Source organism: Flavobacterium branchiophilum FL-15, assembly GCF_000253275.1.
Lineage (GTDB): Bacteria > Bacteroidota > Bacteroidia > Flavobacteriales > Flavobacteriaceae > Flavobacterium > Flavobacterium branchiophilum.
In genome coordinates, this window is sequence record NC_016001.1 from 2,351,000 (window position 1) to 2,366,603 (window position 15,604).

General features: G+C 35.6%; 8 protein-coding genes. 6 read left to right on the plus strand and 2 right to left on the minus strand.

The genetic code is table 11. From position 1 onward, the window contains the following. Positions 1-517: 517 nt before the first annotated feature. The 4 genes from FBFL15_RS10170 to FBFL15_RS16520 all read left to right on the plus strand — a co-directional run bounded on the left by FBFL15_RS10170 (position 518) and on the right by FBFL15_RS16520 (position 9,586). Entirely contained in the window at positions 518-2,119 is a 1,602-nt protein-coding gene (locus FBFL15_RS10170) for a T9SS type A sorting domain-containing protein (protein WP_014084491.1), read from the plus strand. Positions 2,120-2,126: 7 nt separating this feature from the next. After that, positions 2,127-5,591 (plus strand): RHS repeat domain-containing protein, encoded by a 3,465-nt coding sequence (locus FBFL15_RS10175; RefSeq protein ID WP_014084508.1) that lies wholly within the window; start codon positions 2,127-2,129, stop codon positions 5,589-5,591. Between the two features lie 11 nt (positions 5,592-5,602). Continuing rightward, entirely contained in the window at positions 5,603-9,079 is a 3,477-nt protein-coding gene (locus tag FBFL15_RS10180) for a DUF1990 family protein (RefSeq protein WP_014084509.1), read from the plus strand. Between the two features lie 333 nt (positions 9,080-9,412). After that, on the plus strand, positions 9,413-9,586 hold the full coding sequence (locus FBFL15_RS16520) for a hypothetical protein (RefSeq protein ID WP_158309097.1): 174 nt from the start codon (positions 9,413-9,415) through the stop codon (positions 9,584-9,586). 664 nt (positions 9,587-10,250) lie between these two features. On the opposite strand, the gene FBFL15_RS10190 is transcribed toward FBFL15_RS16520, so the two are convergent. Then, positions 10,251-11,744 carry a sodium:solute symporter gene (locus tag FBFL15_RS10190; RefSeq protein ID WP_014084511.1) on the minus strand — a complete coding sequence of 498 codons (1,494 nt, stop codon included), beginning with the start codon at positions 11,742-11,744 and terminating at the stop codon, positions 10,251-10,253. A gap of 63 nt (positions 11,745-11,807) precedes the next feature. Next, complete coding sequence (locus FBFL15_RS16525) at positions 11,808-11,969, minus strand: hypothetical protein (protein WP_158309098.1); 162 nt, start codon at positions 11,967-11,969, stop codon at positions 11,808-11,810. Between the two features lie 1,064 nt (positions 11,970-13,033). Between FBFL15_RS16525 and ccoS the strand changes: the two genes are divergently transcribed. Further along, positions 13,034-13,201: a cbb3-type cytochrome oxidase assembly protein CcoS gene (gene ccoS, locus FBFL15_RS10205; RefSeq protein WP_014084512.1), complete on the plus strand. Its 168-nt coding sequence runs from the start codon at positions 13,034-13,036 to the stop codon at positions 13,199-13,201. Positions 13,202-13,225: 24 nt separating this feature from the next. Next, positions 13,226-15,403 carry a cytochrome-c oxidase, cbb3-type subunit I gene (gene ccoN, locus FBFL15_RS10210; RefSeq protein ID WP_014084513.1) on the plus strand — a complete coding sequence of 726 codons (2,178 nt, stop codon included), beginning with the start codon at positions 13,226-13,228 and terminating at the stop codon, positions 15,401-15,403. Positions 15,404-15,604: the final 201 nt, after the last annotated feature.

The following is a 15,604-nucleotide window of genomic DNA, read 5'->3' on the forward strand; positions in this document are numbered from 1 at the left end:
CAAAAAGATACAGCGAATGGCGGGAACAGCCCCTGCGTGGAAATGCCAAATGTGGCGGCTGCTTGTAAGTATGAAGTATAAAGTATGAAGTATGAAGTATGAAGTATGAAGTTGGTAAATTTATCTGAAACTCGTTTCTCGTGTCTCATTTCTCGTTTCTTGTTTCTTGTTTCTTGTTTCTTGAAACCCGTATCCCAAAAACTGTAAACATAAAAGAAGCCAATCTAAAAAAAAACTACCCGTATAACCACAAAAAAACATGCTAAGACAAAGATTTTCAACCTTAAAAAAATACATTTCGTCTATTTGGCTTTATTTTACATCCCTGATTTATGGTATTTTTTACATTTATTTTGGCTCGAATACTTTTTTATATTATATTTGAAAGGAATTTTAAGTAAGAAAGTGGAAATTTGAGGTTTGAATTATCAATTAACCATTGTCAAACAACAAACAACAAACAACAAACAACAATCAACAATCAACAATTATCAATTAATACTAAATTTTAAACAACATGACACAAAAATGGTTGTGGCTGCTGGGACTTGGATGGTCTTTTGGTAGCCTGAATGCTCAAGACATTCAGTGGGAACGGTCTTATGGTGGGGTGCATGCCGATTATTTGATGGATGCACTGCCTACGCCTGATTATGGCTTTATTTTGGCGGGGAGTTCTTTGTCCGAAAAATCGGGAAACAAATCCGAAAAAAACAATGGCGATTTAGACTTTTGGGTCTGGAAAATGAAAGAAAATGGCGATTTAGATTGGCAAAAAAACTTTGGCGGATCGGCGCAAGATTTTTTACAAAGCGTGGCCCTTACTAAAGATGGCGGCTTTGTACTTGCAGGAACTAGTGCCTCATTTATTGTTAATCTAAACAAAAAACCTTTGCCCAGTGCCGATTTTGACAAGAAAGAACCTGCTCGTGGCAACGACGATTTTTGGATCATCAAACTCAATGCTGCTGGGCAGGAAGAATGGCAAAAAACGATTGGCGGCACCGGACAAGAAAAATTGTTGAGCATCAAGCCAACTCCAGACGGCGGCTACATCATTGGCGGCTCCTCGGCATCTGAACCCAAAGACGATACCAACACCCTCAACGACAAAACCAGCGAAGCTTTTGGCAACATGGATTATTGGCTAGTAAAAATAGACCGAAATGGACAATTGATGTGGCAAAAAACCTTTGGCGGACAGTTTTTTGACGAACTCAGAAGCCTTGTTGTTACTGCAGACGGAGGCTTCCTTTTGGGCGGCTACTCTAACTCGCCCACAAGCGGCAACAAGCTAGAGGACAACAACGGCATTGGCGATTTTTGGATCATCAAAACAGACGCTAACGGCAACATGATTTGGCAAAAAACCTTGGGCAACAAAGGCGACGACCAGCTTTATGTAGTGCACCAATGCCAAGACGGCAACTTTTTGGCGGGGGGCAGCACAACCCTTGCCGAAAATGGGGCTGACTTTTGGGTTATCAAACTCGATACCAGCGGACAAATGATATGGCAACAAACATATAACACCGACACTACCGACATACTGACCTCGATGGTAGAAAACAAAGACCAAAGCCTATTGCTTGGTGGCTATAGCCCCACAACCCCAGTAAACAATCAAAAAACCGATGGTGGCGACTACATCATGATAAAAACCAACGCCATGGGCGAACCGCTGTGGCAACGAACCGTGGGCAGCAAAGGCGACGACTTGCTAAAAAAAGCCATCGAAACCAGAGATGGCGGCTATTTGATGGCTGGCACCTCCAACGCAAAACCCTCGGGAGACAAATCGCAAACTATGGGAAGCAACGATTTTTGGGTAGTCAAACTCAAAGACAACAACAAAACACAAACCCAACGTAACAGCCTAGAGGCCTACCCAAACCCCACTACGGCTTTTACAAACATTATTGTGGGCTACCCTTACCAAGCAGGCACTGCAAGCCTATACGACCTTTCGGGCAAACAACTTCAAAGCTTTGCCATTACCAGCAACACCATACCGCTCAACTTGGCACAGTATCCAAACGGAATCTACATCATCAATATAGATACCGACAAACAACACGACACTGTCAAAATTATTAAAGGAACTAACCTAAAAAATTAATTTGATTATGATAAAGAAAATATTTATAATAGCCTGCACCTTTACACTTCAAATAGCTTTGGGGCAAGTAAACGTTGATTTAAAACCACAAGTAAAATCTCCAGAAGTTAATAAATTTGAGCAATATATGAATATGCCAGTTAATTTAGTATCTGGAACTCCTCAAGTTAGTATTCCTATATATACACTTAATTATGGAGGTATGACACTTCCTATTTCTTTAGAATATGACGCATCTGGTGTAAAAGTAGAATCTATCGCATCTTGTGTCGGTCAAAACTGGACTTTAAATGTAGGAGGAACTGTTAGTAGAATCATTAAAAGTGGACCCGACGAAGGTAATATTTCAAATGTAAACTTAAGTTTAGTTGATGTAAATGGATACTACCTAAATTATGGATTATCAAAATTAGATATAGAACTAAATAAATTTATACCTAGTGATAGATATACTCAATTCGTAAAATGGATACAAGATGTAAATTATGGTAATAAAGATGGACAGCCTGATTTATTTTATTTTAGTACCCCTCAAGGTGGTTGTAAATTTGTATTTAATGACCAAAGACAGGTAGTTTATCTTGAAAATTCAGATTTCATCATTAAGGAAGATTTTGTTCCTAATTTTTTTAGAACATGGAAAGCCATCTCACCCTCAGGTTTAATTTATAAGTTTGGTAATGACAATGGTTTAAATTTTGGTTTAAATAATGCTGTTGAAAAAAATTATAGCTCTCAAATTGGTGAAGTTTTAAATGAGAATAATTATAAAATCAATTCATGGTTTTTAACTGAAATTTCAAATTCAAATAATTCAAAAAAAATTCAATTAGATTATATTGAAAACAATTACACACATAAAATTGTTAATATACCTACAAAAAATACTGTATATTGCCTTTCTTCATTACCAAATGGTAGTCAGTGTTATGATAATGCAGACTATCAATACTATAATTTTGTACAGAGTCCATATTCAAGTGATTCACCTGAAAGCATGACAAATACTGCTACTTATCTTCAAAATCATGTAAAATCTAAATTAGTAAATAAAATTAAAGCTGATACAATAGAAATTATATTTACATATAGCAATAGAGATGATTTAGAAAATGAAGGAAATTCTTTTGCAAAAAAATTAGACGAAATTTCTATTTATGATGGTCAAAATTGTATAAAGAAAATATCATTTTCATATTCAAATATTATATCAACAAATCCCAATATACAAAATATAACTAATTCTGATTTAAAAAGACTTCAACTCAATAGTGTTATAGAAAAAAGTTGTGATAATATAATAGTTAAACCCTATGTATTTGAATATAATAATACTTTACTTCCACATAAATTGTCATTTTCTCAAGATAAATGGGGATATTTTAACGGTAAGAATAACACCACAATGTTTCCTAAAAAAAATTTCTATGATAATTTTAATTTTGTTGCAGATAGAAGTGTTGATTTAAATTTTGCAAAAGCTGGCGCACTTGAGAAAATTACTTATCCTACAAAAGGAACAATTAATTTTGAATTTGAAAAACATATTTCAAATAGCCCCACTGATTATAAAATTAATACAAATACAATGTATGATGTAATTAATATAAATCCAAATCCAACATTAAATGGATCATATAATATAAAAAGTTTTACTTATAATCAAACTGCTAATAATGAAATTTTAATATTAAACTCTTCTTTAATGTTTCCAAGTCCACTTAATGGAAGTTATAATCCAACTGGTTTAGCTCCAGCATATTGTACTCCTTCTAATTCAACTGCTGTAGAATTAATAGATGCTACTAATAATAATCAGACAATTCAAACTATTTCATATTCTGAATTAAGTTTAAACCCTATTTATAATTACGGACAAATAAATTATTACGCTACAACTAAACAAATTCGAAAAGTAATTAATCCAAATTTATTAATAAATGGACATACTTACATTGTAAAAGTTTATGGTTATGGTAATTGTTTTTACAATTCTACTCAACTCAAAATTTGTAAATACGATCCCATATATGATGTTGGTGGATTAAGAATAAAGAAAATTACTAACAAGAATTATGATAATACAATAATTAAAGAGACGTTTTATAATTATAATTACCCAAAAATAACTACTAATCCCGTAACAACGAACAAAGTTGCTTGGAATTTTAATTCTACATATCCTTCTAATTATCACTTAAACTTTTATAATATAGTGCCAAGTAATGCAAGTTCGTTATACAGTCAATTAATTCAAAATGTGAATTTTAATGGCGGACATTATATGTCAGGATTTTATTATACTATTTCATCTGGAAGGGATCCTTTAGATTTGAATTTTGCAGGTCCTAATATTAGTTACGGTGAAGTAACTGAAACAGATAATTCTAATGGTTTTACTAAAAACACCTTTAATACTTATAAAAACTATCTTGAACTTAATAATTTCATGATAGATGATAAAATGCCACCTTTACCTAAATTTCAAACAACTTTAGCAGGAGAAAAAACAAGTATTTTAATTACAAATAACAACGGATTAGTTACAAAAATAAATAATTTTGAACATAATTATACATTAAAAACAACAAATGTTAAGGGCATTATTACTAATGTTTATGATTCTGGTTTACAATTTTTCAACACCTACACCCTTCAAGGACAAACAAAAACCTTAAAAAAGGAAACTGAAACTAGTAATTTTAATAACAATTTATTATCGGTTACAAAGGAATACGAATATGAAAATCTAAATCATAACCAGCCTACAAAAATAACGACAACTGATAGTAAGGGCGTGGCTCATATTAACAAAATGTTTTATCCATCTGATTTAGCAAACGAACCTTATATGGCTGAGTTAATTTCACAAAACAGAAAAGATACTCCTATTAAGGTAGTGTCTTATTTGAATTCAACGCTGCCAGCAGACAAAATTTCGGAACAAAAAACAACCTATGCAAAAGATGCAACTACAAACAATTTCTTATTACCTAAAAGTGTATATGCAGCTAAATTTCCTAATAACTTACCCAATATTTTAAATGTAGGCAATTTAGAATTAAAAGTAACATCAGACTTTTACGATACAAGTGGCAACCTCACACAATATACGCCAGAGTCGGGCATGCCGGTTACCATTATTTGGGGGTACAACAAAACGCAGCCTATTGCCAAATTTGAAAATGCTACAAATGCACAAGTAGCTGCCGCCTTGGGTGTTGCCAATATTAGCAGCCTTACAGAAGCCAATTTGCCTGCCATTGATGCCTTGAGAAACAGCAGCAATACTGCAATACAAAAGGCAATGATTACAACTTATACACACAAACCGCTTATTGGGGTGAGCACTATTACCGACCCAAAAGGCGATGTCATGAGGTATAACTATGATACTTTTGGTCGTTTGCAAAACGTAACCGACAAAAATGGCAACAAACTCTCTGAAAACGAATACCACTACAAACCTTAATTCCAAAAGATATGAAATCGACAACTGTAAAAAAACGCCAATCGGCATGGCTTTTCAAAGCCTTTGTGGCTCTTTTGGTAGGTTTGCCTGCGTTGCTTGAGGCTCAAACACAGTCTCAAAACTACATCAAAACCACTACCTACAAAGTGCCAACCACCCTAGTGCCTGCTCCTACTGCGGCTCAAAAAGTGGAAAACATTACTTATTTTGACGGATTGGGCAGACCCATACAACAAATTGCAGGGCAACAATCCAACTCGGGAAAAGACATCATTACACACATCGAATATGATGCCTTTGGCCGGCAAACAAAAGAGTATTTGCCCTACGCCTCGGGGCAAAACAACCTGGAGTACCTGGACGGCAACACGGTCAAAACCAATTTGATAACCCAATACCAAAACTGGTATGGCGACCAAAATCCGTATAGCGAAAAACAATTGGAGGCCTCGCCCCTAAACCGTGTAATGCAACAAGCAGCACCCGGCAACGAGTGGGCCCTGAATGGCAACAAAACCATCAAGTTTGACTATCAAACCAACACCGCTACCGAAGTAAAACTATACACCGCCACCGCCACTTGGAATGCCGCCTTGGGCTTGTATGAACCGGTGCTAAACAACGCTACGGGCAACACCTATTATACTGCAAACCAGTTGTATAAATCCGTTACTAAGGACGAAAACTGGACAACGGGCAACAACAATACGACCCAAGAGTTTAAGGACAAGGAGGGCAAAGTGGTGCTCAAACGGTCGTTTAACAGCGCCGTGGCTCACGACACGTATTATGTGTATGACCAGTATGGCAACTTGAGTTTTGTGCTGCCACCACTGGTTACCAATGCCAGCATAACGAGCCAAATGGCGGGCTTGTGCTACCAATACCGCTACGACTACCGTAACCGATTGGTCGAAAAAAAGCTGCCTGGCAAGCAATGGGAGTTTATTGTATATGACAAACTAGACCGCCCTGTGGCCACAGGCCCTGCTTTTTCGCCTTTTGGCGAGGGTACTACGGGCTGGATGATTACCAAATATGATGCCTTAAACCGCCCTGTATATACGGGTTGGCAAGCCAGCACAACTGTTACGACATCGGGACGGTTGGTACTTCAGAATGCTCAAAACGGGGCTACGGTACTCAACGAATCCAAAACCACCGCTGGCACGATAGACGGCATAAGCGTGTGGTATAGCAATGTGGTGGCACCTACGGGGTTCAAAATTTTGTCGGTGAATTATTATGACGATTACAATTTTCCGAATGGGCCAACGGTTTTTGGTACGGCTTATTACAACAACAGCCTAAAGCCCAAGGGATTGGCCACGGGGGCATGGGTGCGGGTGTGCCAAGGGGCAACCGACAAGAAGGGCGAAACGAGTTATACGCTGTATGACTACAAGGCCCGAGCGATTCAAACCAAAACGGTGCATTACTTGGGGGGCTACACGCAAACGGACAGCAATTTGGACTTTGTGGGCAAGCCAATCAGCACCGAAACCCGCCACAAACGTACGGTTACAGACGCAGAAATACGTGTAAATGAAGTATTTACATACTCGGCACAAGACCGTTTGCTGACGCACACCCATCAAATAAACGGGGGGGCAATACAGCTATTGGCCAACAACTCGTATGACGAATTGGGAAAACTAACGTCTAAAAAAGTGGGGGGTGCTGCTACTGGCACTGGCTTACAAAACGTGAACTATTCGTACAACATTAGGGGGTGGCTCATGGGCATCAACGACATCAATAGCTTGAGCAAAGCGGGCGATCCGATGGATTTGTTTAGTTTTAGAATCAATTACCAAAAACCCGTGTCGGCAACGCCTTTGTTTAACGGCAATATTTCGGAAACTTTTTGGCGGACTTCATCGGACAATGTATTGAGAAAATACAGCTATTCTTATGATCATTTGAATAGGTTGCTGGAAGGAAAATACGAAAAACCGCAAAGTACAAACCCTTTTCCTGGTTCGTATGATGAGCGATTGGAATATGACAAAAATGGTAACATCTTGAATTTGAGACGTAATGGCGATTTGGATTCTGATTCGTCGTTTATGTATGCTCAAGAAATGGATGTTTTAGGATATGCTTACAAACCTGATTCAAATTTGCTGTTGTCGGTTACAGATGACACGGCAAATCCAAAGGGTTTTAACGATGGCAACACCCAAAACGATGATTTTGAGTATGACAACAACGGCAATATGACTGTGGACAAAAACAAAGACATCAAAAATATCACTTACAACCACTTGAATTTACCTACAAAAATTTTATTTGGTAATTCCAATTACATTACGTATATTTACACCGCAAGTGGGCAAAAAGTGAACAAAGTGGTAAACGAGGCAGGAGTAATTACAACAACCGATTACATTAACGGGTTTCAGTACAAAACGTTGCCTTCTGGCGATGGGGGGTTGGTGTTTTTTCCGCATGCTGAAGGTTATGTAAATGTGAATAAATCTTACAAATTAACTGAAAGTAGTTTGTACAATTATGTGTTTAATTACACAGACCATTTGGGGAATATCAGGATGAGTTACACGCAAACGCCCACGGGAGCCTTGTCGATTTTGGAAGAAAACCACTACTACCCTTTTGGGCTCAAACACACCAACTACAACTCCGACAAGCGGTTGTATGTGCGTGAAAGTGTTGCCTCCAAAATAAAACCTGTAACGCCTTTGTTTCCTTTGGTTTATAATTATAAGTACCAAGGACAAGAACGCCAAGACGAGTTAGGATTAAACTGGGATAGTTTCAAATGGAGAAATTATGATTATGCTATTGGGAGATTTATGTCAATTGATCCTCTTGCTGAGAAATACGTTTATAACGGTGTATATAATTTTGCTGAAAACCGTGTTATCGACGGTAGGGAGTTAGAAGGTTTGGAATGGGAAAACTTTAGAACAACCGGATCTAATCCAGGTAGCTTAAAACAGAAGACTCCATCGGCAGATGCACAAAGGCAACATTATTCTGTTACAGTAGCAAATTCTAAAAAATCATTTTCTGATTTTAAATCTGATTTTAAAGAGAATCCACAAGATTTCTTGACCAATTCTAAAGCTACATTTAATTCTCCAGTTGATGGAGAAGGTAATTCCTCTGATTTTAAAATAGGAAGCTTTATTAAAATTAATATTGACGGGCCAATGAATGATGGGTATGTAAAGGTTATAGGAATGGGAGAAAAAAAGGATAACTTAGCTGCTACTTTTGGAACAATGGAAGGTCATATTGAAAAAGGTAAAATCACATTTAGACTTCAAGAAAATAAAGATGGTAGTATAAAATTCTCAATAGATAGTAAATCTGAAGTAGATATGGGTATGGCACCAGAAAAATTCTCAAGAGAACAACAAAAGCAATCTTGGAAAGAGGTGTTGGATAATATTACAAAATATCTTGGCGGAGAGGAAACAAAAAGAGAAGTCAAAACAATAGAAACAAAAAAGAAAGAGTAATGATGTTTTATTTTTATAGTATTTTGATACCTTTTTTAATCTTTTATATAGGATTTTATTTAGAAGGTAAACCCAAAAGAAAATTGGGAGTAGTAGATTATTTTTTTAAAATGTTTTTGACTTTAGTTTTCTATACTTTATTGATATATTTTTTAGAAACAGAACATTATATTAATTCTAGTTGGACTTTTTATACATTGCTATTTTTTTTAATCCCATTCGCATTAATAATAATCCCTTTTAAATTGTTTTATTTTTTTCAAAAAAAATAAGCAACAAAAAACCGAAAAAATTGCTCGGTTTTTTTATTAATTAGCCTCAAAATAAAACTTTATGCACTTTTTTGGAAAGTATCGAATAATTAATAACCACCCGCATCACAACCCAAAGTGGCAACCTAGCCCCGACAGTAGCGGCATCCTTTTTGTTTTTTCTATAAAAACAAAAAGATACAGCGAATGGCGGGAACTGCCCCTTCGTGAAAATGCCAAATGTGGCGGCTCCTGATTTTTTGGCTAGCAATTAGTGTATTGTATTGGCTAATATGTTGGTTTTAAACTCTTTATTTTTCTTTCAAGTGTGGACGTTAAAATTATACTACGTCCAATTAACAAGTACTTACAATTTATTGAGCCTTATAAGAAATAGAATGTTGATTTAAAGAATACCTAGACTATTTTTTAACCGTGCAGGGCTGTGTAGATTTTGTAGATATAATACCTACAAGGTTTTTAAACCTTGCAGGAAATAGAATGTTTGGTTTAAAGAATGCCTAGACTATTTTTTAATCGTGCAGGGCTGTGTAGATTTTGCAGATATAATACCTACAAGGTTTTTAAACCTTGCAGAAAATAGAATGTTTGATTTATAGAATGCCTAGACTATTTTTTTAAGCGTGTAGGGCTGTGTAGATTTTGCAGATATAATACCTACATGGTTTTTAAACCTTGCAGGAAATAACATGTTTGAATTAAAGAATAACCACACTATTTTTGACTTTTTTATTAATTATTTAATATATTTTCTGCTCTTCAAAACTTCAAGTCTTTCAACTTGCTTCTTTTATCTTACATCATTTATCTTTCATCTTGCTTCTTTTATCTTTCATCTTGCTTCTTTTATCTTTCGTCTTGCTTCTTTTTTGACTTAAAAACTTTCGACTTCAAAAAAATTATATCTTGGTTTTGCTTATGGTAAAAAGGCCAATAAATGTGATCATCATGTTGAGGATAATGAGTTCGTTATCAAAAACATAACCTCCAAATAGGGTTTTAGAATTGTCGTTGATGATAAAGGTTATTGCAGGCGAAAGTAAACAAATAAATGGTACCCAGCGGTCGTTTACGGTTTTGGATTTCATGAACAATCCAAACGCATAAAGCCCCAAAAGAGGGCCGTAAGTATAAGAGGCTACCTTGAAAATCATGCCTACTACGGAGCTGTCGTTGATGGCATTGAAGACTAAAATTACTAAAAATATGATGCCCGAAAAGGCAAAATGAACCAAGTGTCGGGTGCGAACCATATTGGTTTTGTGTGCATTTGCTTGTTTGTCCATGCCTAAAAAATCAACACAAAACGAGGTTGTTAAAGCCGTTAGGGCGGAGTCGGTGGTGGCAAAAGTGGCCGCAATGAGTCCTAATAAGAAAACGATGGCAGGAACTATTGTCAAATGGTTGAGGGCAATTTCTGGAAAGAGTAAATCTGTTCGTGGCTTGCCCGACACATAATCGAGTGGGGTTTGTATGTTGTATTTTTGGGCATAAAGGTATAATAAAGCCCCTACACTTAGAAAGAATATATTGATAATTACAAAAATACCTGTAAAAGTAAACATGTTTTTTTGTGCATCTTGAATGTTTTTGCAGCTTAGGTTTTTTTGCATCAAATCTTGATCTAGTCCTACCATGGCAATGGTAACAAAGATGCCTCCCAAAATTTGTTTGACAAAATGAAATTTGCTTTCTACAAAATTGTCGAAGAAAAATACTTTTGAATATTGGCTGCTTTTGATGGCTTCAAAGGCGGTTATGCTATTGAAATCCAAACTATTACATATAAAATAAATGGTCATAAATACAGACGATACCAGAAAAAATGTTTGTAAGGTATCTGTAATAATAATAGTTTTGAGTCCGCCTTTATAAGTGTAAGAAAAAATCAACAACAATGAGATCAAAACGGTGAAAGCAAATGGGATATGGTAAAAATCGAAAACGAATCTTTGTAAAACAATTACTACCAAATATAATCTAAAAGCAGAACTTATTGTACGGCTAATTAAAAAAATAAGGGCCGCTGTTTTGTAGCTTCTTACGCCCATTCGGTGTTCGATATAACCATAAATGGAGGTTAAATTCATTTTATAATAGAGGGGCAAGAGCACTTTTGTAATGATGATAAACCCTAGAGCATTGCCCAAAATAAACTGAAAATATTTGAATTGTTCGCCTGTTGGGGCACCAACTTCGCCTGGAACAGAGATAAATGTAACTCCAGAAAGTGCAGTACCTATCATGCCAAAGGCTACAAGATACCATTTTGAATTTTTATTGGCCTTAAAAAAAGCGTCGTTGCTGTTGTCGTTTTGGCTAGACAAAAAAGAAATCATAAACAACATTCCAAAATAGATAATAATGAGTAAAAGTATGGCACTTGGAGTCATAAATTGTATTAGTTTTTGTTAATATTAAATGTTTTTTAATGAGCGAAAGGTACTTACATTTTGTTATTTTTGTAATAAATAAGCTACTTTTGCCTCGTTTGTTTTTAATTCTTCCACAATGATTTTGACGCCTCGTTTGAATAATTTTTTGTTAGACCATTGCAAGTCTATCGTTTTACTGCCTTTTACCCGTCTGAGTTTGATCATAACTGTTGTAGAAATCATGTTGTGTTCTAATTTTTGAGCTGTTCCTGCTTTTATACGGATGTTTCCTGTATGAAATTACAACCCAAAAACCAATTCAATAGAAAAGTTGGCAATTTCGGAAATTTTTCCTTTACTATTACAAGATATGGCCACGGTTGTGATAATTATTTTCTTTGACGTGCGTTTAACCGGCCATACCATAAGCTGTTCTAATTGGGGTTTGATGATTTTTTTTGATAAAAATATTTTTTGGTGGACTGCAATGTGCTGTTTTGAAGCAAGATGTTTGTATGATTGTGTTGTTGTTTTGCGTGAGGGATAGCAGTGGAAATCCTTTTTTGTTTTTTTTCTTTAAAAAAACAAAAAAGATTGCAACGAATAGCCCGACCCGTAGTTTTACGGAGGGGCACGCCCAAAAATATAAGATTTTATGTTGGTTTTCAATTGGTTCTTTTTTGCTAAAATGAGTCAAAAAAAATAGTTCCGTAGCCCAGCTATGCAACGATTTTTTTTTTTGAAAATTTTTTCTAAAAAATAACTACCCATCTTTGGACTATTTTATAAATATATTTGGTATTATTTAGTTTGATTTAGCAAATCGTAATAACATTTATATTAAAAATAAATAATTATTCATAAACAAATCAATCAAATAGTCATTTTTACTTACATAATCAAATATTATTTTGGGCGTGTCCCTCCGTAAAAACTTCGGCTCGGGTTATTCGTTGCAAACAACGTTCATTGAACTCCAAAAGAAATATAATATTGTAAGATAATCTTTTTTTTCCAAAAAAGTGGGGCATAAAAGGATTTCTACTGCTATCTTTCATGAAAAACTTCTAACTTCCAATTCGATATTTAGTTTATTAAAAAAACAGCTTTATTTCAATTCTAAATAAAAAGCAAATGGACTGAAAATCAAATATTTTATAAAACACATTCGTCAATTATAATTAATAACTGTATTTTGTCTATTAAAAAACACCATTTGACTGTTAAAAATTTTAAAAACATGACAAATATCATATTTTGTTATACATAAAAATAGTAACTTTGTGGTATCAAAACCGCAAATAATCATGAGTGTCATCTACCTATTAATATCCATCAGTATAATTGTAGCCATCGGATTTTTGGCAGCTTTTATAAGAGCAGTCAAATCAGGCCAATTTGACGACGATTATACCCCTTCTGTTCGTATGTTATTTGACGACGAATTAGTAAAAAAGAACCTTTCAAAAAAGTAAATTTTAAATCAATCATTATATTTTATGGAAATGCAACAATTTTATTACGACAACAAAATTGTAAAGAAGTTTCTCTATGCCACTATTTTATTTGGTGTTGTAGGAATGCTTGTGGGGCTAATTTTAGCCTTGATGTTTATTTTTCCAAATTTAACCGAAGGGATTTCCTGGTTAAGTTTTGGAAGATTAAGACCCTTACACACCAATGCTATTATTTTTGCATTTGTAGGAAATTCAATGTTTGCGGGCGTATATTATGCCTTACAACGTTTACTCAAAGCCCGAATGTATAACGACACTTTAAGCAATATCCATTTTTGGGGTTGGCAACTTATCATTGTTGCTGCGGCTATTACATTGCCATTAGGAATTACTACCTCGAAGGAATATGCCGAGCTGGAATGGCCAATAGATATTGCTATAGCCTTAATTTGGGTTGTTTTTGGTATCAACATGATTGGTACCATGATCAAGCGACGTGAAAGACACTTATATGTAGCCATTTGGTTTTTCCTTGCCACTTTTGTAACAGTAGCCGTATTGCACATTTTCAATAGTTTAGAACTTCCCGTATCGGGACTAAAAAGTTATTCTGTATATGCAGGCGTTCAGGATGCCTTGGTACAATGGTGGTATGGTCATAATGCAGTAGCATTTTTCCTAACCACTCCATTTTTAGGTCTAATGTATTATTTTTTACCTAAAGCCGCCAACAGACCCGTATATTCTTATAGATTATCTATCATTCACTTTTGGTCTTTAATATTCATTTATATTTGGGCTGGCCCTCATCATTTGTTGTATTCGGCATTGCCAAATTGGGCTCAAAATCTTGGAGTCGTTTTTTCAATCATGCTTATTGCACCGTCTTGGGGCGGAATGATCAACGGCCTTTTAACCCTTAGAGGGGCTTGGGACAAAGTAAGACAAGATGCTGTGTTGAAGTTTTTTGTTGTGGCCATTACTGGTTATGGTATGGCTACTTTTGAAGGGCCAATGTTGTCTTTAAAAAACGTTAATGCCATTGCCCATTTTACCGATTGGATTATTGCCCACGTACACGTTGGAGCATTGGCTTGGAATGGTTTTATGGCATTTGGAATGATTTATTGGTTGATTCCTCGCATGACCAATGGCAAATTGTATTCAGAAAAATTAGCTAATTTCCATTTCTGGATAGGTACTTTAGGAATTATTTTATACACTTTACCAATGTACGTAGCTGGTTTCTTGCAAGCTTCGATGTGGAAACAGTTCAATCCAGATGGTACTTTAACCTACGGAAACTTCCTCGAAACTGTCAAAGAAATCATGCCAATGTATGCCATGAGAGCCGTGGGAGGTACTTTGTATTTGATAGGCATGTTGGTGTTGGTTTACAATATCATCAAAACCATCAAAGCCAATGCCAGCATCGAAGACGAATTGGCCGCAGCACCTGCTTTACAAAAAATAAGCAGCAGCCGATTGAAAGGTGAAAAATTCCATCCTTGGCTAGAACGTAAACCCATTCAACTTACAATTTTGGCAACCATAGCCATTTTAATTGGAGGTATTATTCAAATTGTGCCTACCGTAATGGTAAAATCCAATATCCCAACCATTGCAAGTGTCAAACCATATACCCCTTTAGAACTCGAGGGTAGAGATTTGTATATCCGTGAAGGATGTGTAAGCTGTCATTCGCAAATGATCAGACCATTTAGAAGCGAAGTAGAACGTTATGGGCCACAATCAAAAGCTGGAGAATTTGTTTATGATCATCCGTTTTTGTGGGGGTCTAAACGTACAGGTCCCGACTTGCAAAGAGAAGGTGGCAAGTATAACGACAACTGGCATTTCAACCACTTTTGGAGTCCGCAAAGCATTTCCGAAGGGTCCATTATGCCATCATACAAATGGTTGTTTGACAACAAAGCCATGGACTTGTCATTAACCGAAAAGAAAATGAAAGCCATGCAAACACTAGGGGTTCCCTATACAGACCAGCAAATTGCTCAAGCTCAAAAAGATTTGAGAGCTCAAGCATTGCAAATTGAAAATAATTTGAAAAGCGACCCCGACTTTGTAAAAAGCGATGAAGCAAGTAAGAAAAAAGCTATTGCAAAAGGCGAAAAATTTGTTCCAATGAACGAAAGAGAAATTGTGGCCTTGATTGCTTATGTACAACGTTTAGGAATTGATACTAAAGAAAAAAAATAACATCATGTTTGAACAAATAAAACACAATTTAGAAACCATATCGGGAGTGTCTATTTACCCAATTATGTCATTACTCTTGTTCTTTATCTTTTTTGTCACATTGGGAATATGGGTTTTTTCATACAAAAAAGAAAAAATAGATGAATTAAGTAAAATTCCGTTAAATGATTGAAAACAAGGTAGTTAAATATTATTTGTACA